The sequence below is a fragment of the Streptomyces sp. NPDC001108 genome (assembly GCF_053598535.1).
In genome coordinates this window covers 722,740-741,786 of sequence record NZ_JBSFKL010000002.1, presented here as the reverse complement: position 1 = coordinate 741,786, position 19,047 = coordinate 722,740, and the positions used below count along the sequence as shown (strand labels likewise).

At 72.9% G+C, this 19,047-nt stretch carries 19 protein-coding genes; 11 read left to right on the top strand and 8 right to left on the bottom strand.

All coding sequences use genetic code 11. The annotated features are described in order from the left end of the window. Window positions 1-58: 58 nt before the first annotated feature. A complete protein-coding gene (locus tag ACWC97_RS08085; protein WP_392279122.1) occupies window positions 59-790 on the bottom strand; it encodes an RDD family protein in 732 nt (243 codons plus the stop codon). 225 nt (window positions 791-1,015) lie between these two features. Between ACWC97_RS08085 and ACWC97_RS08080 the strand changes: the two genes are divergently transcribed. From ACWC97_RS08080 to ACWC97_RS08070, 3 genes are all read left to right on the top strand, one after another. After that, entirely contained in the window at window positions 1,016-1,879 is an 864-nt protein-coding gene (locus ACWC97_RS08080; RefSeq protein ID WP_352273551.1) for a bifunctional methylenetetrahydrofolate dehydrogenase/methenyltetrahydrofolate cyclohydrolase, read from the top strand. A gap of 20 nt (window positions 1,880-1,899) precedes the next feature. Beyond that, window positions 1,900-2,541 (top strand): DUF3017 domain-containing protein, encoded by a 642-nt coding sequence (locus ACWC97_RS08075; RefSeq protein ID WP_450648094.1) that lies wholly within the window; start codon window positions 1,900-1,902, stop codon window positions 2,539-2,541. 475 nt (window positions 2,542-3,016) lie between these two features. Next, on the top strand, window positions 3,017-4,006 hold the full coding sequence (locus tag ACWC97_RS08070; RefSeq protein ID WP_352273549.1) for a malate dehydrogenase: 990 nt from the start codon (window positions 3,017-3,019) through the stop codon (window positions 4,004-4,006). A gap of 186 nt (window positions 4,007-4,192) precedes the next feature. Here the strand turns inward: ACWC97_RS08070 and ACWC97_RS08065 are convergent, their stop codons facing one another. Together ACWC97_RS08065 and ACWC97_RS08060 are read right to left on the bottom strand one after the other, a co-directional pair. Further along, on the bottom strand, window positions 4,193-4,948 hold the full coding sequence (locus ACWC97_RS08065; RefSeq protein WP_450648092.1) for an isocitrate lyase/PEP mutase family protein: 756 nt from the start codon (window positions 4,946-4,948) through the stop codon (window positions 4,193-4,195). 32 nt (window positions 4,949-4,980) lie between these two features. Further along, window positions 4,981-5,499 carry a carboxymuconolactone decarboxylase family protein gene (locus tag ACWC97_RS08060; RefSeq protein WP_352273547.1) on the bottom strand — a complete coding sequence of 173 codons (519 nt, stop codon included), beginning with the start codon at window positions 5,497-5,499 and terminating at the stop codon, window positions 4,981-4,983. 47 nt (window positions 5,500-5,546) lie between these two features. Between ACWC97_RS08060 and pdxR the strand changes: the two genes are divergently transcribed. The 3 genes from pdxR to ACWC97_RS08045 all read left to right on the top strand — a co-directional run bounded on the left by pdxR (window position 5,547) and on the right by ACWC97_RS08045 (window position 8,549). After that, a complete protein-coding gene (gene pdxR / locus ACWC97_RS08055; protein ID WP_352273546.1) occupies window positions 5,547-6,977 on the top strand; it encodes a MocR-like pyridoxine biosynthesis transcription factor PdxR in 1,431 nt (476 codons plus the stop codon). A 109-nt stretch (window positions 6,978-7,086) separates the two neighbouring features. Next, window positions 7,087-7,362 carry a hypothetical protein gene (locus ACWC97_RS08050; protein WP_352273545.1) on the top strand — a complete coding sequence of 92 codons (276 nt, stop codon included), beginning with the start codon at window positions 7,087-7,089 and terminating at the stop codon, window positions 7,360-7,362. A gap of 5 nt (window positions 7,363-7,367) precedes the next feature. Continuing rightward, window positions 7,368-8,549: a glutathionylspermidine synthase family protein gene (locus tag ACWC97_RS08045; RefSeq protein WP_450648090.1), complete on the top strand. Its 1,182-nt coding sequence runs from the start codon at window positions 7,368-7,370 to the stop codon at window positions 8,547-8,549. 20 nt (window positions 8,550-8,569) lie between these two features. Here the strand turns inward: ACWC97_RS08045 and ACWC97_RS08040 are convergent, their stop codons facing one another. Both ACWC97_RS08040 and rocD read right to left on the bottom strand, forming a co-directional pair. Then, window positions 8,570-9,328: an SMI1/KNR4 family protein gene (locus ACWC97_RS08040; protein WP_352273543.1), complete on the bottom strand. Its 759-nt coding sequence runs from the start codon at window positions 9,326-9,328 to the stop codon at window positions 8,570-8,572. A 74-nt stretch (window positions 9,329-9,402) separates the two neighbouring features. Then, complete coding sequence (rocD, locus tag ACWC97_RS08035) at window positions 9,403-10,608, bottom strand: ornithine--oxo-acid transaminase (RefSeq protein ID WP_450648088.1); 1,206 nt, start codon at window positions 10,606-10,608, stop codon at window positions 9,403-9,405. A 186-nt stretch (window positions 10,609-10,794) separates the two neighbouring features. Between rocD and trpS the strand changes: the two genes are divergently transcribed. Beyond that, entirely contained in the window at window positions 10,795-11,808 is a 1,014-nt protein-coding gene (trpS, locus tag ACWC97_RS08030) for a tryptophan--tRNA ligase (protein ID WP_352273541.1), read from the top strand. Window positions 11,809-11,923: 115 nt separating this feature from the next. Continuing rightward, window positions 11,924-12,514, top strand: coding sequence for a 2'-5' RNA ligase family protein (locus ACWC97_RS08025; protein WP_352273540.1), 591 nt, complete (start codon window positions 11,924-11,926; stop codon window positions 12,512-12,514). Window positions 12,515-12,548: 34 nt separating this feature from the next. Here ACWC97_RS08025 and ACWC97_RS08020 read toward each other — a convergent pair whose 3' ends face one another. Further along, on the bottom strand, window positions 12,549-13,373 hold the full coding sequence (locus tag ACWC97_RS08020; protein ID WP_385208470.1) for a decaprenylphospho-beta-D-erythro-pentofuranosid-2-ulose 2-reductase: 825 nt from the start codon (window positions 13,371-13,373) through the stop codon (window positions 12,549-12,551). A 98-nt stretch (window positions 13,374-13,471) separates the two neighbouring features. Beyond that, window positions 13,472-14,833: an FAD-binding protein gene (locus tag ACWC97_RS08015; protein ID WP_450648085.1), complete on the bottom strand. Its 1,362-nt coding sequence runs from the start codon at window positions 14,831-14,833 to the stop codon at window positions 13,472-13,474. Window positions 14,834-14,990: 157 nt separating this feature from the next. On the opposite strand from ACWC97_RS08015, the gene ACWC97_RS08010 reads away from it, so the two are divergent. Further along, window positions 14,991-16,010: a YihY/virulence factor BrkB family protein gene (locus ACWC97_RS08010; protein WP_450648083.1), complete on the top strand. Its 1,020-nt coding sequence runs from the start codon at window positions 14,991-14,993 to the stop codon at window positions 16,008-16,010. Here the strand turns inward: ACWC97_RS08010 and ACWC97_RS08005 are convergent. Then, complete coding sequence (locus ACWC97_RS08005) at window positions 15,958-17,223, bottom strand: D-alanyl-D-alanine carboxypeptidase family protein (protein ID WP_385208479.1); 1,266 nt, start codon at window positions 17,221-17,223, stop codon at window positions 15,958-15,960. The genes ACWC97_RS08010 and ACWC97_RS08005 overlap by 53 nt on opposite strands. A gap of 121 nt (window positions 17,224-17,344) precedes the next feature. Here ACWC97_RS08005 and ACWC97_RS08000 point away from each other — a divergent pair, with 121 nt between their 5' ends. Together ACWC97_RS08000 and ACWC97_RS07995 are read left to right on the top strand one after the other, a co-directional pair. Beyond that, the gene (locus ACWC97_RS08000; RefSeq protein WP_352273535.1) at window positions 17,345-17,590 is read left to right on the top strand and encodes an SCO4848 family membrane protein; all 246 of its coding nucleotides are present in this window, start codon (window positions 17,345-17,347) and stop codon (window positions 17,588-17,590) included. Window positions 17,591-17,650: 60 nt separating this feature from the next. Then, window positions 17,651-18,970, top strand: a complete 1,320-nt coding sequence (locus tag ACWC97_RS07995) for a metallophosphoesterase (protein ID WP_352273534.1) — start codon at window positions 17,651-17,653, stop codon at window positions 18,968-18,970. Window positions 18,971-19,047: the final 77 nt, after the last annotated feature.

The window sequence follows — 19,047 nt, the reverse complement described above, 5'->3', positions numbered from 1 at the left end:
CACGAAGGGCCGGAACTCCGCGAGGAGTTCCGGCCCTTCGTGTCGTGCGCGGGGTGCGTTACTTCTTGACCACCAGCGTGCCGGCGGCACGGTCGTGCCAGCCCTGGAGCTTGCCGGAGTTGTCGAAGAACGGCGAGAGGTAGACCAGCAGCGCGCCGATGTAGCAGAGGAAGACACCGACGATCGGGATGATCCAGCGGATGAAGCCGGAGCCGAGGCCCGGGTTCATGCCGGTGTTCTCCTTGACGACCTTCAGGCCGAGGGCCATCTTGCCGAGCGTCTGGCCGAGCAGCGAGATCATCAGCCACTCGTAGAGCAGCGTGATCAGACCGAAGATCGCGATCATGCCGAACATCGTGGCGATGACGCTGCCGCTCGCGTCGTTCACACAGGCCTGGTAGCCCGGGTCCAGGGAGCTGCCACAGTTCTCGATGTCCTTGGCGGCGCCCATCGCACCTGCGACACCGATCGCGCTGAGGATCGTGTAGAGCACGCCGATGATCACGCCGTCGAGGGCGCGGGCGCCGAGGCGGCGGCCCATCGAGGCGACCTGGACGGTGCCCAGCACGGGGACGTTGATGTAGCCGTTGTTGGCCTGGAGGGTGCCCGGGGCCTGGGGCGGGTAGCCGTAGCCCGGCTGGCCCTGCGGGGGCTGCTGCGGGTAGCCGTAACCCGGCTGACCCTGCGGCTGCTGCTGCGGGTAGCCGTAACCGGGCTGGCCCTGCGGCGGCTGGCCGGGCTGCTGGCCGTACGGGTTGTTCGGGTTCGGGTTCGGGTCGCCGAAACTCATCTGGGCGTTCCTCCAACGTGCACTGCGGGGACGATGCGGCCGCACGGAGGAAAGAAAGGTCAGTGGTCCGCCCCCCGGTACTACTGCGGCACTGCGGCCATAATCGTTATAAACAGAATGTAAGTTTGTCCAGTCACGGTCGGGGCTTGTTGCGCAAGTGCAACATCACGCCACTGACGGCGGCCGAATTGGTACCGGGGCGGGGTCATCCGAGAGGATGGGGACATGACTGCCCAGATTCTCGATGGCAAGGCCACCGCAGCCGCGATCAAGTCCGATCTCACCGTCCGTGTGGCGGCCCTCAAGGAACGGGGCATCACCCCGGGCCTGGGAACCCTGCTGGTCGGGGACGACCCGGGCAGTCGTTGGTACGTGAACGGCAAGCACCGCGACTGCGCGCAGGTCGGCCTCGGCTCCATCCAGCGCGAACTCCCCGACACCGCCACCCAGGAGGAGATCGAGGCGGTCGTCCGCGAGCTGAACGAGAACCCCGACTGCACCGGGTACATCGTGCAGCTCCCGCTCCCCGACGGGATCGACACCAACCGCGTCCTGGAGCTGATGGACCCGGCCAAGGACGCCGACGGCCTGCACCCGATGAACCTCGGCCGCCTGGTGCTCAACGAGCCGGGCCCGCTGCCGTGCACCCCGCAGGGCGTCGTCCAGCTCCTCCGCCACCACGGCGTCGAGATCAAGGGGGCCAACGTGGTGGTCGTGGGCCGGGGCGTCACCATCGGCCGCCCGATGCCGCTGCTGCTGACCCGCCGTTCGGAGAACGCCACCGTGACGCAGTGCCACACCGGTACGCGCGACCTCTCCGCCCACCTCAAGCAGGCCGACATCATCGTGGCCGCCGCCGGGGTGCCGCACATCATCAAGCCCGAGGACGTGAAGCCGGGCGCCGCCGTGCTCGACGTCGGCGTCAGCCGGGACGAGAACGGCAAGATCGTCGGGGACGTCCACCCGGGCGTGGCCGAGGTCGCCGCCTGGATCTCCCCGAACCCCGGCGGCGTCGGCCCGATGACCCGCGCCCAGCTGCTCGTCAACGTGGTCGAGGCGGCCGAGCGCAACGCCGCCGCCGCCGGCTGACCCGATCCGGAGGAAACCCCATGGGTGCTGCTACGAGCCCGGCCGACCGGGCCGCCGAGACGGGCGGCCCGTCCGCGCGCCCGCCCCGGTCCCCGGAGACGGCGAGCGGGTCGCACGTGCCGGACGCGGACGAACGCGCGGTGGACGGGACGTCCGGGGCCGACGGGACGTCCGGGGCCGACGGGGCGACCGCGGGCCAGGACGATTCGGCCACGGGTGCGGACGCGGGCGGATCGGACGCGGCCGGGGGGCCCGGCGGCGCGCGCCGCTCGCGGCGGTTCCCCTTGTTCACCCGGGACACCGCCCGCCCCGAGGGCGGTGGCCGGGCCGCCCCCGGTGACGCGCCCGCCCCGGCCCGGCAGTGGCCGCTGCTCGCGGTGCTCTGCACGGCCGGGATCGGGTTGCTGATCGTGGCGGTCGACCCCTTCGCCGAGGCGTTCCGGGTCGGCACGATGCTGATCGGCTGCGCCCTGCTCGGCGGTGCCGTGCTGCGGCTCGTGGTGCCGTCGGTGGGCATGCTGGCGGTGCGGTCCCGCTTCACCGATTTGGTGACCTATGGGCTGCTCGGCTTTCTCATCGTGATGCTCGCGCTGGTGGCGCAGCCGAAGCCGTGGCTGGACATTCCGTTCCTGGAACAGGCCGTCCACTTCACCATCCGCTGACCCGTACCCGGACCGGTGCCCGTCCCCTCCCCCGAGCGGGACGGACACCGGCTGACGGGGCCCACCGGGGCGCGTGGCCCTGCCGGGTGGTGGTCGAGCGTTCCCGCCCCGTCCGGATTCAGCCTGGTCGACGGGGTGGGGCGGAACAAGGCATGGCCAGGGCCTGTGGCACGGAAGTGACCATTCCGCCACCGTGTGAGCGTCCGGCAACGGAGCGTTCCGGGCCCGGTGGCGGGGCGGCCGGGCGTCACCGCCCGTGCGGCGGCCGGTGCGCGGTGGCGGGCCGGGGGCCGTACCGGATTCGGCCGGGTGAGCGCTGTGTGATCGCTTGTGCGCGGTGCCACAGGGGGCAGAGCGGCCGGGACGTTCCGGGTCGGATAGCCTGACCGCTGGATATCTCTTCACATCAAGATTCAGGGATGTCCAGCACCAGGGGCCAGGAACCCCCACCGCCAGCTGTCTAACGGAGATCGCCATGACCCGCACTCCCGTGAATGTCACCGTGACCGGCGCAGCCGGCCAGATCGGCTACGCGCTGCTCTTCCGCATCGCCTCCGGCCACCTGCTCGGCCCGGACGTGCCGGTCAACCTGCGTCTCCTGGAGATCCCGCAGGGCCTGAAGGCCGCCGAGGGCACCGCGATGGAGCTCGACGACTGCGCCTTCCCGCTGCTGCGCGGCATCGAGATCACCGACGACGCCAACAAGGCGTTCGACGGTGCCAACGTCGCCCTGCTCGTCGGCGCCCGCCCGCGCACCAAGGGCATGGAGCGCGGTGACCTGCTCTCCGCCAACGGTGGCATCTTCAAGCCCCAGGGCAAGGCCATCAACGACAACGCCGCGGACGACATCAAGGTCCTCGTGGTCGGCAACCCGGCCAACACCAACGCGCTGATCGCCCAGGCCGCCGCCCCGGACGTCCCGGCCGAGCGCTTCACCGCGATGACCCGCCTCGACCACAACCGGGCGATCTCGCAGCTGGCCGCCAAGACCGGTGCCGCCGTCTCCGACATCAAGAAGCTGACGATCTGGGGCAACCACTCGGCGACCCAGTACCCCGACATCTTCCACGCGGAGATCGCGGGCAAGAACGCCGCCGAGCTCGTCAACGACGAGGCGTGGCTGGCCGACACCTTCATCCCGACCGTCGCCAAGCGCGGCGCCGCGATCATCGAGGCCCGTGGCGCGTCCTCGGCCGCCTCCGCCGCCAACGCCGCCATCGACCACGTGCACACCTGGGTCAACGGCACCGCCGCGGGCGACTGGACCTCCATGGGCATCCCGTCGGACGGCTCCTACGGCGTGCCGGAGGGCATCATCTCCTCCTTCCCGGTCACCACGGAGAACGGCACCTACAAGATCGTCCAGGGCCTGGAGATCAACGAGTTCTCCCGTGCGCGCATCGACGCCTCGGTGAAGGAGCTCACCGAGGAGCGCGACGCGGTGCGCGAGCTCGGCCTGATCTGATCCCCGATCCGGCCCGTACGCCCTTGACGCGTACCCACGTCGCCCCCGGCAGCACTCCGCAGCCGGGGGCGACGGCTGTTCGGGGTCACGTTCTTTTCTACGGGTGCCCCCAGGAGTCCCGGGACGGGGTGCGCCCCGCCGCCGGTACGGATCGACGCCGCGCACCCGGCCCCGCGCGGACGGCCGCTACCCGTGCCGCAGCTCGTCCGCGAACCCGCGTACCGCCGCCATGGCCCGCCGCTGGAACCAGGGCCCGAAGGTGATCCGGGTGGCGCCCAGCCCGCCGAGGCGGCGCGGGGCGGGACCGTCCGGCCGGGCGAGCGCGTTGAGCGGGCCCGGGACGGCGGCGGCCAGCCGGGGCAGCGCCTCGGGCGGGGCCATGATCGGGTACACGCACTCCGCGCCCGCCGCCACGTACAGCAGCGCCCGGCGCACCGTCTCCGCCTCCGTCCCCGGATCCGTTCCCGGGGAACCGGGCGAGCCGGGCGAGCCGTGGACGTACGTGTCGACGCGGGCGTTGACGAAGAGGGCGTCGCCCGCCGCCTCCCGGACCGCCGCGAGCCGGTCCGCCTGCCGCTCGGCCTCGACGAGCACGCCGTCGACCGAGTCCTCCAGGTTGCATCCCGCGGCCCCGCTCTCCAGCAGCCGCTCCACCAGCTCCTTCGGCGGCAGCCCGTACCCCGCCTCCACGTCCGCCGAGACCGGCACGGAGGCCGGGACGGCCCGGACGATCCGGGCCACGGCGGCGAACATCTCGGCGGCGGGCGCCGCCCCGTCCGCGTACCCCAGCGCGTCCGAGACGCCCGCGCTGGGCGTCGCCAGGGCCGGGAAGCCCGCCTCGACGAAGGCGCGGGCGCTCGCCGCGTCCCACGGGCCGGGCAGGACGAGCGGGTCGTCCGGGGTGCGGTCGTGGTGCAGGGCGCGCAGGGCGGCGGCGGTCACGCGGGGCTCCTTCGGGCGGGGCGGGCGGTGGATCAGTGGTTGAGGTCGCCCGGCGTGTAGTGGCCGGGGACCATGCGGGTGGTCACCGCGAAGCGGTTCCACACGTTGATCGAGACGATCGCGGCGATCAGGAAGGAGAGCTCGGCCTCGTCGAAGTGCTCGGCGGCCCGGTCCCACACCTCGTCCGGGACGAAACCGTCGGTCAGCACGGTCACCGCCTCGGTCAGCTCGATCGCCGCGATCTCCTTGGGCGTGTAGAAATGCTTCGACTCCTCCCAGGCGCTCAGCTGGATGATCCGCTCGATGGACTCACCGGCCGCGAGCGCGTCCTTGGTGTGCATGTCGAGGCAGAACGCGCAGTGGTTCAGCTGCGAGGCGCGGATCTTCACCAGCTCGCCGATGACCGGGTCGAGTCCCTTGCGGGCCGCCCCGTCCAGCCGGACCGCCGCCCGGTAGACCTCGGGGGCGTGCTGGGCCCAGGACTGCTTCAGGCGGGGGGTGTGCTCGGGGTTGCGTCCGGTGGCGGGTGCGGTGTTCTCGTTCGTCGTCATGACTACGACACTAAGGGCGGGGTGGCACATGGGTATGGTCCATTCCCATGACGGAATCCTGGGCCACTTTCGGCGCCGACCTGCATCTCGACACCACCGGCTCGACCGGTCTGCGGGCCGGACTCATGCATGCCCTGCGGGAGGCGGTACGGACCGGCCGGCTGGCCCCCGGCACCCGACTGCCGTCCTCCCGGAGCCTCGCCGCCGACCTGGGCATGGCCCGCAACACCGTCGCCGACGCCTATGCCGAACTGGTCGCCGAGGGCTGGCTCACCGCCCGCCAGGGCTCCGGCACCCGGGTGGCGGCGCGGTCCGAACCGCGCCGCTCGGCCACCCGGGTGGTCCGGGCCCGCCCGGTCGGCGCCCGGCCCGTCCACAACCTGCGGAGCGGATCACCCGACCTGGCGACGTTCCCCCGGACCGAGTGGCTCAAGGCGGCCCGCCGCGCCCTGGCCGCCGCACCCCACGATGCCTTCGGCTACGGCGATCCGCGCGGCCGCATCGAACTGCGCACCGTGCTCGCCGACTACCTGGCCCGCGCCCGGGGCGTCCACGCCGACCCGGAACGCATCATGATCTGCGCCGGATTCGCGCAGGCCCTGAGGCTGATGGGGGACGTGCTGCGCAAGCGGCGGGTGCGGGACGTGGCCGTCGAGTCGTACGGCCTGTTCCTCCACCGCGACCTGCTCCGGGACTCCGGGCTACGGCTGCCCTGCCTGCCGGTCGACGGGTTCGGGGCGAGGACCGGCGAGCTGGCCGGGATGCGGGGCGTGGGAGCGGTCCTGATGACGCCCGCGCACCAGTTCCCCACCGGGGTCCCGCTGCACCCCGACCGCCGGGCCGCCGCGGTCGACTGGGCGCGCGCCACGGGCGGGCTGATCCTGGAGGACGACTACGACGGCGAGTTCAGGTACGACCGCCAGCCCGTCGGCGCCCTCCAGGGACTCGATCCCGAGAGCGTGGTGCATCTGGGAACGACGAGCAAATCACTCGCCCCCGGGCTGCGGCTGGGGTGGCTGGTGATGCCGGAGCGCCTGGTGGGGGAGGTGTGCGAGGCCAAGGGGGTGAGCGACTGGTCGTCCAGCGCCCTGGACCAGCTCACGCTCGCGGAGTTCATCGCGTCGGGCGCGTACGACCGCCATGTGCGCGCGATGCGGCTGCGCTACCGGCGCCGTCGCGACCAGCTCGTGGCGGCGCTGGCCGAACGCGCCCCGCACGCCCGGGTCAGCGGAATCGCCGCCGGGCTGCACGCCGTGATCGAACTGCCCCCGGGCGCCGAACCGGCGGCGCTCCGGGCGGCCGCGTGGCAGGGCCTGGCGCTGGAGGGGCTCAGCCGCTTCCGCCACCCGGACGCGGCGCCCGAACGGGACGCGCTGGTCATCGGCTACGGAACCCCCACCGACAGCGCCTGGGCCGGCGCACTGGACGCGCTCTGCCGCGTACTGCCCCCCGACCCGGAGGCCGCGACGGAGAGGTAGACGTGGCGCGAGTCGGTCCGAAAGGCCCGGGTACCGCCCGTCCCTCGCGGGCCTTTAATCTGACGAGCAGCCATATTGGCTCGATTCGTACGGCGGGGGAGACGGAAAGATGGCCAAGCGCAGGCTGAGGTCGAGCACCGTGGTGCTCGGAGGCATGGGGGTGCTCGCCGCGATGGTGACCTCCTGCGGCTCCGAACCGGACAAGCGGTGCGTCGACCGGCTGACCCAGGACAGACTGCCCAGCTACGAGTGCAAGAACAGCGGCGGCAAGGGCTCGTACTACTACGGCGGCAGCAGCAGGAACGGCAAGGTCGAGGGCGGCAGCTTCGACAAGTCCGCCGTCGAGCGGGGCGGCTTCGGCTGCTCCGGCAGCGGAGGCGGCTGACCGCCATGGAACGCCGCACCACGCAGCCCCGCCCCGACTGGCAGCGGACGGTGGAGGAGCAGGGGGTCGTCTTCCCGCTCACCCGCTACCCGGACGGCTCGCTCCGGCCGTACTGGGACGAGAGCGCCTACTACGTCTTCCCACCGGCCGAGGTCGAGGCCCTGGAGGAGGTCGTCGAGGAGCTCCACACCATGTGCCTGGCCGCCGCCGGCCACATCGTCGCGGAGGACCGGTTCGCCGAACTCGGCATCACCGACCGCCGCCTGGCCGACCTGGTCGCCCGCTCCTGGCACTGCCGGGACCGACTGCCGTCGCTGTACGGCAGGTTCGACCTCTGCTACGACGGCGGCGGCCCGGCGAAGATGCTGGAGTACAACGCGGACACCCCCACCTCCCTGGTGGAGGCGGCGAGCGCCCAGTGGTTCTGGATGGAGGACCGCTTCCCGGGCGCCGACCAGTGGAACTCGCTCCACGAACGGCTCGTCGCGGCCTGGCGGCGACAGGCGCCGCTGCTGCCGCCCGGCCCGGTCCACTTCGTGCACACCGAGGGCGACGAGTCGGGCGAGGACCTGATGACCGTCGCCTATCTCCGGGAGACCGCCGAGCAGGCCGGCCTCGACACGGAGGCGCTCGCCATCGAGGCGATCGGCTGGGACCGGCTGAGCGGGCGGTTCGTCGACGAGCGGCTCCGCTTCGTCCGCAGCTGCTTCAAGCTGTACCCGTGGGAGTGGCTGGCGACCGACCGGTTCGGCCCCCAGGTGCTGGACACCCTCGACAACGGCGGCGGCACCGGCACCACCTGCTGGATCGAGCCCGCCTGGAAGATGCTGCTGTCCAACAAGGCGCTGCTGGCGATCCTCTGGGAGCTCTACCCCGGCCACCCGAACCTGCTGCCCTCCTACCTGGACGGCCCCCGCGAGCTGGCCGGGTCGGGCGGGTACGCGGCCAAGCCGCTGCTCGGCCGCGAGGGCGTCGGGGTCACGCTCCACGAGCCGGGCGCGCCCGCCGTGCTCCGGGACGAGCCGTGCTGCTACCAGCGGCTCGCGCCGCTGCCCGACTTCGACGGCAACCGGGTCGTGCTCGGCGCCTGGGTCGTGGAGGACGAGGCGGCCGGTCTCGGCATCCGTGAATCGGCCGGCCCGGTCACCGACGAGTACGCCCGCTTCCTGCCGCACGTCATCCTCTGAGAGCGCCCCGGCCGGGCGGGTCAGCCGAGCGGCGCGCCCGCCCTGAGCCAGTCGGCCAGGTCGTCCGTCACCCGCTCGCCCGCCCCGGCGACGTCGCCGCCGATCGCGCCGAGGCCGAGCCGGTGCACGGAGGCCCGGTCGCGGCCGTGGTGGCGCATGAACAGGCCGTCGCCCCCGCTGTCGTCCCCGACCAGCGTCCAGCCGGGCGCGTACCGGGCCACCTCGAAGGTCCCGTTGCGCTCGGGCAGGGAGTGCGGGCCGTAGAGGTGGACGCCGTTGTCGAGCAGGACGCCCGGCGTCGACCGCCACAGCCGGGCGACCGACGGGTTGGGCCCCTCCCGCAGCCCGCGCAGCAGCGCCGCCCGGACGGCCAGGAACCCGGCGAAGGACTCCGCGAACGGGTACTCCTCCCCGTCCATGCCGTCCCGCACGACCACCGGGTACTCGCCGGGCCCGGCCTCGCCCGTCCGGCCGAGGGCGAAGTGGTAGGCGTCACCGCCGTCCGGTTCGGCCGCGAAACACAGCCGGTCGCCGTCCAGCCGCCAGGGGGCGGTGAGCGACTCGTGGGCGTCGGCGGGCCCGATGGAGGCGATCTCCGCGCGCCCGGCCCGCCCGTGCCCGTACGCGGACAGCCACCAGCGGTACGACGGCGGCAGCGGGCCGACCCGCGCCTCCGCCGCCCCGATCAGCTCCTCGGACGGCGGGGCGGGGACGGCGCGGCGGCCGAAGCCGGGCGAGGCGTCGACCAGCTCCCGCAGCAGTGTCGGATCAGGTCTCACGGGCCGGAGTCTGCCAGCCGGCCGCGCCCGCGCGACAGGGCGGGACCGGCCCGGGACCGGCCCCGCGCGGCCGCTCAGCCGCGCAGCACCGCGCGCAGCTGCTCCAGCCCCCAGTCCAGGTCCTCCTTGCTGATCATCAGGGGCGGGGCGATCCGGATCGTCGAGCCGTGCGTGTCCTTGACCAGCACCCCGCGCTCCATCAGCCGCTCCGAGATCTCCCGGCCGGTGCCCAGGTCGGGGGCGATGTCGACGCCGGCCCACAGCCCCCGGCCGCGCACCTCCGTCACCGTGCCGCCGCTCGCCAGCAGCCCCAGCTCCCGGTGCAGGTGCTCGCCCAGCTCGGCGGCCCGCTCCTGGTACTCGCCGGTGTCCAGCATCGCGATGACCTCCAGCGCGACCGCGCAGGCCAGCGGGTTGCCGCCGAAGGTCGAGCCGTGCTCGCCCGGCCGGAACACGCCGAGCACCTCCCGGGAGGAGACCACCGCCGACACCGGGACCACCCCGCCGCCCAGCGCCTTGCCGAGCACGTACATGTCCGGCACGACGCCCTCGTGCTCACAGGCGAAGGTCTTCCCGGTCCGGCCCAGCCCGGACTGGATCTCGTCGGCGACGAACAGCACGTTCCGCTCGCGGGTGAGCGCGCGCACCCCCGCGAGGTAGCCCGGTGGCGGCACCAGTACCCCGGCCTCGCCCTGGATCGGCTCCATGAGCACCGCCACGGTGTTCTCCGTCATCGCCCCGCGCAGCGCCGTGAGGTCCCCGTACGGCACGATCTCGAACCCCGGCGTGTACGGGCCGAAGTCCTCCCGGGCCTCCGGGTCGGTGGAGAAGCTGATGACGGTCGTCGTCCGGCCGTGGAAGTTGTTGGCGGCGACGATGATCTTCGCCATGCCGTCCGGGACGCCCTTCACCCGGTAGCCCCACTTGCGGGCCGTCTTCACGGCGGTCTCCACGGCCTCCGCGCCGGTGTTCATCGGCAGCACCGTCTCCATGCCGCACAGCTCGGCCAGGCGGGTGCAGAAGTCGGCGAACCGGTCGTGGTGGAAGGCGCGGGAGGTGAGCGTCACCCGGTCCAGCTGGGCCTTGGCCGCGTCGATCAGGCGCCGGTTGCCGTGGCCGAAGTTGAGCGCGGAGTATCCGGCCAGCATGTCCAGGTAGCGGCGGCCCTCGACGTCGGTCATCCAGGCCCCGTCCGCCGACGCGACGACGACGGGCAGCGGATGGTAGTTGTGCGCGCTGTGCGCCTCGGCGGAGGCGATGGCGGTTTCCGTGCTCGACACGGGGTCTCCGTTCGTCGTGGTGCGGGGCGGATGGTGCGGGGCGGGGTGGTGCCCACTTTGTATCGTCGGTCGGATCCGGGGCCGGGAAACCTGCGGACACCGGCGCGCCAGGCGGGCCGGGAACCAGCGGACACCGGCGTGCCGGGCCGGTCGGGGGCTGCCGCCCGCACCTGAGACAATGGGCCCATGGCCTCTGAACGCCCCCGCGTGCTCTCCGGAATCCAGCCCACCGCAGGCTCTTTCCACCTCGGCAACTACCTCGGCGCGGTCCGCCAGTGGGTGGCGCTGCAGGAAACCCACGACGCCTTCTACATGGTCGTCGACCTGCACGCGATCACCGTCCCGCAGGACCCCGCGGAGCTGCGGGCCAACACCCGGCTCGCCGTCGCCCAGCTCCTCGCCGCCGGTCTCGACCCGGAGCGCTGCACCCTCTTCGTCCAGAGCCACGTCCCCGAGCACGCCCAGCTCGGCTGGGTCATGAACTGCCTGACCGGCTTCGGCGAGGCGTCGCGGATGACGCAGTTCAAGGACAAGTCCGGCAAGCAGGGCGCCGACCGCACCACGGTCGGCCTCTTCACGTACCCGATGCTGATGGTGGCCGACATCCTGCTGTACCAGGCCGACCAGGTCCCGGTCGGTGAGGACCAGCGCCAGCACCTGGAGCTGACCCGGGACCTCGCCGAGCGGTTCAACGGCAGCTACGGCTCCACGTTCACCGTGCCGGACCCGTACATCCTGAAGGAGACGGCGAAGATCTACGACCTCCAGGACCCGTCGTCGAAGATGAGCAAGTCGGCGCCGACCCCGAAGGGTCTGATCAACCTTCTGGACGAGCCGAAGGCCACCGCCAAGAAGGTGAAGAGCGCCGTCACCGACACCGACACGGTGATCCGCTTCGACCGTGCGGAGAAGCCCGGCGTCAGCAATCTGCTGACCATCCTCTCGACACTCACCGGGACCGGAATCGCGGATCTGGAGCAGAACTACGAGGGCAAGGGCTACGGTGCGCTCAAGACCGACCTCGCCGAGGCCGTGGTCGAGTTCGTCACACCCTTCCGGACCCGTACGCAGGAATATCTGGACGACCCGGAGACGCTGGACTCGATCCTGGCCAAGGGAGCCGAGAAGGCCCGTGCCGTCGCGGCCGAGACCCTGGCCCTGACGTACGACCGGATGGGGCTCCTGCCCGCGAAGCACTGAGGCGGAGGAGAGTCCAACGACCCTGGCGGATTCCCGGCCCCAGGCGTCACACTGGCGACGGAAGTCGGCGGTGGCCGAAAACAGGCCATCGTGCAGCGAGTATGAGGAGGACGATGTGGGGACCGTAACGCTCGGCGTTTCGATCGCGGTCCCGGAGCCCTACGGCAGCCTGCTCCAGGAGCGGCGCGCGAGCTTCGGGGATCCTGCCGCGTACGGCATTCCCACCCACGTCACCCTTCTCCCACCCACCGAGGCACAGGCGGCCGACCTGCCCGCGATCGAGGCGCACCTCGCCCGGATCGCGACGGCCGGCCGCCCGTTTCCGATGCGGCTCTCCGGTACGGGGACCTTCCGCCCCCTCTCGCCGGTGGTCTTCGTACAGGTTGTCGAGGGCGGCTCGGCCTGCTCCTGGCTGCAGAAGCGGGTCCGGGACGCCTCCGGGCCGCTGGTGCGCGAGCTCCAGTTCCCGTACCACCCGCACGTGACCGTGGCGCACGACATCGCCGAGGCGGCGATGGACCGGGCGTACGCGGAGCTCGCCGACTACGAGGCGAGCTGGACCTGCGGGTCCTTCGCCCTGTACGAGCAGGGCGAGGACAGCGTCTGGCGGAAGATCAACGACTTCCCGTTCACCGCCGGCGGCGCGGGTACCGCGGTGCCCGCGCAGAGCGGCTGCGGCGCGGACGAGCCCTCGCTGCACGGCTGAAACCCCGCGGCCCGGGGGCACGCCTCGCGCTCCGCTACAGCGGCAGGCGCCGGAACAGCGGGCGCGGCACATGCCGCAGCGCCGACATCACCGCCCGGAGCGCGCCCGGCACCCACACCGTCTCCGAGCGCCGCCGCAGCCCCGTCACGATGGCCTCCGCCACCGCGTCCGGGGTCGTGGTGAGCGCCGAGGACTCCAGGGGCGCGGCGGCGAACCGGGCCGGGGCCGACAGCGGGGACCCCGCCGCCCGCACCGGTACGGGCACCGGCCCGGCTGCCGGTTCCGGGCGGAGCGCGCCGGGGCGTACGACCATCACATGCACCCCGGTCCCGTGCAGCGCGTCCCCCAGCCCCTGGGTGAACGCGTCCAGCCCCGCCTTGCTGGACCCGTAGATGAAGTCGGCGCGGCGGACCCGCTCGCCCGCCACCGAGGAGAGCACCACCAGCGAGCCGTGCCCCTGCGCCTGGAGCGCTCCGGCGCACACCAGCCCGGCGGAGACCGCCCCGGTGTAGTTCGTCTGCGCGACCCGCACCGCGGCGAGGGGTTCCTCCTCGTCACGCCCCTGGTCGCCCGCGATGCCGAACGCGAGGAGCACCAGATCGATGTCGCCCCCGGCGAAGACCTCACCGAGCACGGCCTCGTGGGACGCGGAGTCGAGGGCGTCGAAGGCGACCGTGCGGACGTCCGCGCCGCGGGCCCGCAGATCGGCGGCGGCCGCGTCGAGCGCGGGGGAGGGGCGCCCGGCGAGATGGACCGTACGGGTCCGCAGGGCGACCAGCCGCCGGGCGGTGGCCAGGGCGATCTCCGAGGTGCCGCCGAGGACGAGCAGGGACTGCGGGGCTCCGAAGGCGTCCTTCACGGGAACACTCCTTGCAGGCAGAGGGGGAGGAGGGGGAGGCAGAGGGGCAGGGGAGACGAAGAGACGGGGCACGGGACGGCCGGGGCGCGGCGAGGGGATCAGAGCGACAGGCGGCGCGAGAGGTCGGAGCGGAAGGCGCCGCCCGGGTCCAGTTCGGCCCGCAGCTCCCGGAACTCCGCCAGCCTCGGGTACATCGCCGCCAGCAGCTCCGGCCGCAGCCGGGAGTCCTTCGCCAGGCAGACCCGGCCGCCGGCCGCCGCCACCTCCGCGTCCAGCCCGTCCAGGAACCGGTCCAGGCCGGGCAGCGCGGCCGGCAGGTCGAACGCGAGCGTCCACCCCGGCACCGGGAACGACAGCCACCCCGGGCCGCCCGCGCCCAGCCGCTTGAGCACCGCGTGGGACGCCGGGCAGCGCCGTTGGGCGATCCGGCCCACGATCCGGCGCAGCGCCTCCTCCCGGCCGTGCCCGACCACGAACTGGTACCGCACCGAACCGGCGCGCCCGGGGGCCCCGCCCCACCGCCGCGGTCCGTCCTGAGGCTGGAAGAACGCGCCGAGCCGCTGGAGTTCACCGACCCGGTACCGGGGCGCGGCGCGGTACCGGACCTCGCTCAGCAGCCCTCCGCCGGCCCCTCCGGATCCGCCGCCGGGCAGCGCCCGGGGCACGAGCGCGGACCCGGCGGGCAGCGGACCGGGCCGGAACGAGAGCGGCACACGCCGGGCGTACGCGGGGAGCGCGTCGCGGGGGACGTGCTCCGCCCGGGTGAGGACGGCGCGCCCGGTCGCCCGGCCCCGGGCGTGGAGGTCGACCCAGGCGGAGGAGTAGCGGTAGCGGTGGTCCCCGGAGCAGAGCCGGGCCAGCAGGTCGTCCAGGTCGACGGCGCGTTCGGTGTCGACCGAGAGCCAGGGGCTGCCGACGCGGCGGCAGCGGAGCGTGGCCGAGAGGATCACCCCGGTCAGTCCCAGCCCGCCGGTGGTCGCGTCGAAGAGGTCGGTGCCCGGCCGGACCGTACGGAGTTCGCCCCCGGCGGTCAGCAGCTCCAGCTCCTGGACGTGCCGGGCGAAGGAGCCGTCGAGGTGCTGGTCGAGCCCGTGGGCGTCGGAGCCGATCGCGCCGCCCACCGTCACCCGGCGGGAGGCCGGCGCGGCCGGGACGAACCAGCCGAGCGGCAGCAGCAGTTCGGCCAGCCGGTGCAGGCCGAGCCCGGCCTCGCAGACGACCACCCCGGACCGCGCGTCGATGGTGCGGACCCGGTCCAGCGCGGTCATGTCGAGGACGGAGCCGCCCGCGTTCTGCGCCGCGTCGCCGTGGGCCCGGCCGTGGCCCCGGGCGATGGAGCCGCGCGGCCCGCAGCCGCGGACCGTCGCCACCGCCTCCTCGTACGAACGCGGACGGAAACGCAGGGCGGTCGTCGGGGCGGTACGGCCCCAGCCGGTCAGGGACACGGTGTCGACGGACATGACGGTGACCGTATCGCCCGGGAAAACCCTTTTGAGGTATTTGTTACAACACTCGCCGGTATGGCGCAGCGAAGAGAGGCCGGCCCGCACGGTGACCGGGGGCTGATTCCGTTCTCCGCGTTCGGTATTCCGTGTTCGGAAGGGTAGGCGTTACGGCATGGACTGGCTGAAAAACCTTCCCGTCATCGGGCCGATCGTCACCCGGCTGATGGCGACGCACGTCTGGCGCTCCTTCGACCGGCTCCAGCAGGTCCACTGGACCAGACTCGCCGCCGCGATCACCTTCATCAGCTTCCTGGCGATCTTCCCGCTGATCGCGGTCGGCGCGGCGATCGGCGCCGCGCTGCTCACCCCGGAGCAACTGCACCGGATCGAGGCCAGGCTCGTCGAGCAGGTGCCCGGCATCTCCGACCAGCTCGGCATCGAGAACCTGGTGGCCCACGCGGGCACGGTGGGGCTGGTGGCCGGTGCCGCGCTGCTCCTCACCGGGATCGGCTGGATCGGCTCGATGCGTGACTGTCTGCGCGCCGTGTGGGGCCTGGACGACGTGGACCTCGGCAATCCGGTGCTGCGCAAGCTCAAGGACGCGGGGCTGCTGCTGGGCCTGGGCGGGGCGGCGCTCGCCACCTTCGCGGTGTCGTCGGTCGGTTCGGTCGCCGTCGGCTGGGCGGCGGAGCTGCTGGGCATCTCGGACCGGGGCGCGGGCGGGGTGGTGCTGCGGGTGGCCGCGCTGCTGGTGGCGGCGCTCGCCGGATTCCTGCTGCTGCTCTACATGCTGACGCTGCTGCCCGGCGTCGAGCCGCCCCGGCGCAGGCTGCTGGTGGCCGGGGCGATCGGCGCGGTCTGTTTCGAACTGCTGAAGCTGCTGCTCGGCAGCTACATCAGGGGCGTGGCGGCGAAGAGCATGTACGGCGCCTTCGGGGTGCCGGTGGCGCTGCTGCTGTGGATCAACTTCTCGGCCCGGCTGCTGCTGTACTGCTCCGCCTGGACCGCGACACCGAGCCGCCGCGAGCTCGCCGGGAAGGGCGGGGACGAGGACGGCGACGGCGGTGGCGGGAACGAGGGCGGTGGGAGCGGCGACGGCGACGGTGGCGGGGGCGCCCACCGGGCGGCGCCCCCGTCCGTCAGTCGTGGGAACGGCGGCGCATCAGGTCCGGCAGCGGCCAGCGCCGGTTGACCAGGAACGCCCCGCCGGCCAGCAGCACCAGGACGCCCCCGGCGATGCCGAGCGCGACCCCGACGCCGCCCCCGTCCTGTTCGGCCGCCACGGTCTTCGACCCGCTTTGCGCGGGACCGTTCTGACCCGTGGCCTCGCCCTTGCTCTGCTCGCCGGTCGCGCCCTTGCCGGTCCCGGAGCCGGTGTCGGCGGACTTCGGGGCCACCAGTTCACCGACCGGGGTGACCTTGCCGCTCGCGCCGAAGCCCCAGTCGAGGAGGTCGGCGGCCTCCTCGTAGACGGCGTGCGGCTTGTCGGACGAGGGGTGCATGACGGTGACGAGCAGCACCTTGCCGTCGCGCTCGGCGACCCCGGTGAAGGTGTTCCCGGCCTGCGTCGTGTAGCCGTTCTTGACGCCGGCGATGCCCTTGTACGGGGTGACGCCGCCGGCGCCGGTGAGCAGCTTGTTGGTGTTCTGGATGGCGAAGGTCTCGCGCTTGCCGTTCTTCTTCATCTCGCCGGGGAACTGCGCCTCGGCGGTCGAGCAGTACTCCCGGAAGTCCGCCTTCTGCAGCCCGCTGCGGGCGAACAGCGTCAGGTCGTACGCGCTGGAGACCTGGCCGGGCGCGTCGTACCCGTCGGGCGAGACCACCTTCGTGTCCAGGGCCTGGAGCTCCTCGGCGTGCGTCTGCATGGCGTCCACGGTCTTGGGGACGCCGCCGTACATCGAGGACAGCACGTGCACCGCGTCATTGCCCGAGCGCAGGAACACCCCGAGCCACAGGTCGTGGACCGTGTAGGTGAGCTTCTCCTTGATCCCGACGAGGCTGCTGCCCTCGCCCACCCCGGCCAGCTCCTCGTCCGTGACGGTGTGCTTCAGGGTCTTCGGCTGGAGCGAGGGCATCACGGTGTCCGCGAAGAGCATCTTCAGCGTGGAGGCGGGGGCCAGCCGCCAGTGCGCGTTGTGCGCGGCGAGCACCTCGCCGTTCTCCGCGTCCGCCACGATCCAGGACCTGCCCGTGAGCTCCTTCGGCAGCACCGGCGCGCCCGGCCCGAGCTCGACCTGCGTACCGGCCCGGCCCAGCAGCTCGCCACCGACCTGGGACATGCCCGACGGCGGCTTCGGCTGGTCCTTGGAGGTGTCCTTGCCGGCCGCCGATGCCGGGGTCGCGGCGAAGGAGGTCAGCAGGGCGGCGGAAGCGACCATCAGGGCGGTCTTCTTGAGAACAGGCACGAGCGGAAACGTACAGGGTGAAGATATGAAAATGCGTCCGGATGGCTTGAACCGCCGGACGTTACGCCGGGACGGCCCACCCCGGCCACCCCGGCCGGAACGCCCCGGAGATACTGGGGCCATGAAGCTCAGCCGCCCCGTCTCCTGGTTCCTGCTCGCCTTCGGGGTGTGGAGCTGGTTCATCTGGATCACTTTCGTCAAGAACCTGTGGAAGGACGGCAGCGGACTCGCCTTCGACGACGCGGGTGACCCGACTGCGTACTTCTGGGTGCATCTGCTGCTCGCCATCACGTCCTTTCTTCTGGGGACGGCCATCGGCGTGATCGGGTTCCGAGGCGTCAAGGCGCTGCGCCGCGAAGACGCGTAACGAGCCGTACCACCGACCGGCCGTACGTCGAAGGCGGCCGGCCGACCGACTGGAGGACACATGGCAGTGGCGGGTCTCGCGGTGATGGTGGTCGTGGTGCTCGCACTGCTCGCCGTGGTCCACCGCTACCTCTGGCGCCGGTTCGTCGGTGACACCACGGCCCAGGGGAGCGTCCCGCGCCGGATCGGCACGGTGGCGGCGTACGCGCTGCCCCTGCTGAGCGTCGGCGCGCTGGTCGCCGGGCGGGCGGGGGCGCCCTTCTGGCTCCAGCGGGTGCTGGCCTGGCCGGGCTATCTGTGGCTGGCGGCGGTGCTGTACCTGACGCTGGCGCTGCTGGTGGGCGAGGCGGTACGGCCGCTGCTCCGCCGGGCGCTCGCGGCCCGGGGAGCGAAGAAGGAACGGACTGCCGAGCGGGCGGAACCGGCGGACCGCCAGGACCCTTCGGCGCCGGTCGCCGGGTCCACCGCTTCGCCGGACCGCCAGGAATCCGCGGCGCCGGCCGCGGGGCCCGCCACCCTCCTCGCCGAGCCCCCCGCACCGCCCCGCCCCGAACTGCCCAGCAGGCGGCTCTTCGTCGCGCGGGCCGTCGGCGGGGCCGCCGCCGTCGCCGGGCTCGGCACGGTCGGGTACGGCACCTACGGGGTGCTGCGCGGGCCGCGCGTCAAGCGGATCACCGTCCCCCTCGCCAAGCTGCCGCGCGCCGCGCACGGCTTCCGGATCGCCGTCGTCAGCGACATCCACCTCGGCCCGATCCTCGGCCGCGCCCACACCCAGCGGATCGTCGACACCGTCAACCGGACCCAGCCGGACCTGATCGCCGTCGTCGGGGACCTCGTCGACGGCACCGTCGCCGACCTCGGAACGGCCGCGGAACCGCTCGCCGGGCTCCGCTCCCGGCACGGCGGCTTCTTCGTCACCGGGAACCACGAGTACTACTCCGGTGCCGCTCCCTGGGTCGACAAGGTGCGGGAACTGGGCCTGCACCCGCTGGAGAACGCCCGGGTCGAGATCGGCGGGTTCGACCTCGCCGGGGTCAACGACGTCGCCGGTGAGAGCGAGGGGCAGGGCCCCGACTTCGCCCAAGCCCTCGGCGACCGCGACCGCGCCCGCGCCGCCGTCCTCCTCGCCCACCAGCCCGTCGTCATCCATGACGCCGTCGCTCACGGGGTGGACCTCCAGCTCTCCGGACACACCCACGGCGGCCAGCTCTGGCCGGGCAACTACCTGGCAGATCTGGCCAATCCCACCAGCGCCGGACTGGACCGGTACGGCGACACCCAGCTCTACGTCACACGCGGCGCGGGCGCCTGGGGCCCGCCCGTCCGGGTCGGGGCGCCCTCCGACATCACCGTCGTGGAGCTCGCCTCGCTCCAGGCGTGACGCTTCGTGACCACATGGTTTCGGACTCCTTTGTGGCACCAAAGGTTTCAACTGCCGAACAAAAGGCTATGAGTCAC

Coding starts and splice junctions, on each gene's coding strand:
- ACWC97_RS08085 (WP_392279122.1), bottom strand. CDS start 790: ATGAGTTTCGGCGACCCGAACCCGAACCCGAACAACCCGTACGGCCAG.
- ACWC97_RS08080 (WP_352273551.1), top strand. CDS start 1,016: ATGACTGCCCAGATTCTCGATGGCAAGGCCACCGCAGCCGCGATCAAG.
- ACWC97_RS08075 (WP_450648094.1), top strand. CDS start 1,900: ATGGGTGCTGCTACGAGCCCGGCCGACCGGGCCGCCGAGACGGGCGGC.
- ACWC97_RS08070 (WP_352273549.1), top strand. CDS start 3,017: ATGACCCGCACTCCCGTGAATGTCACCGTGACCGGCGCAGCCGGCCAG.
- ACWC97_RS08060 (WP_352273547.1), bottom strand. CDS start 5,499: ATGACGACGAACGAGAACACCGCACCCGCCACCGGACGCAACCCCGAG.
- pdxR (WP_352273546.1), top strand. CDS start 5,547: ATGACGGAATCCTGGGCCACTTTCGGCGCCGACCTGCATCTCGACACC.
- ACWC97_RS08050 (WP_352273545.1), top strand. CDS start 7,087: ATGGCCAAGCGCAGGCTGAGGTCGAGCACCGTGGTGCTCGGAGGCATG.
- ACWC97_RS08045 (WP_450648090.1), top strand. CDS start 7,368: ATGGAACGCCGCACCACGCAGCCCCGCCCCGACTGGCAGCGGACGGTG.
- trpS (WP_352273541.1), top strand. CDS start 10,795: ATGGCCTCTGAACGCCCCCGCGTGCTCTCCGGAATCCAGCCCACCGCA.
- ACWC97_RS08015 (WP_450648085.1), bottom strand. CDS start 14,833: ATGTCCGTCGACACCGTGTCCCTGACCGGCTGGGGCCGTACCGCCCCG.
- ACWC97_RS08010 (WP_450648083.1), top strand. CDS start 14,991: ATGGACTGGCTGAAAAACCTTCCCGTCATCGGGCCGATCGTCACCCGG.
- ACWC97_RS08000 (WP_352273535.1), top strand. CDS start 17,345: ATGAAGCTCAGCCGCCCCGTCTCCTGGTTCCTGCTCGCCTTCGGGGTG.
- ACWC97_RS07995 (WP_352273534.1), top strand. CDS start 17,651: ATGGCAGTGGCGGGTCTCGCGGTGATGGTGGTCGTGGTGCTCGCACTG.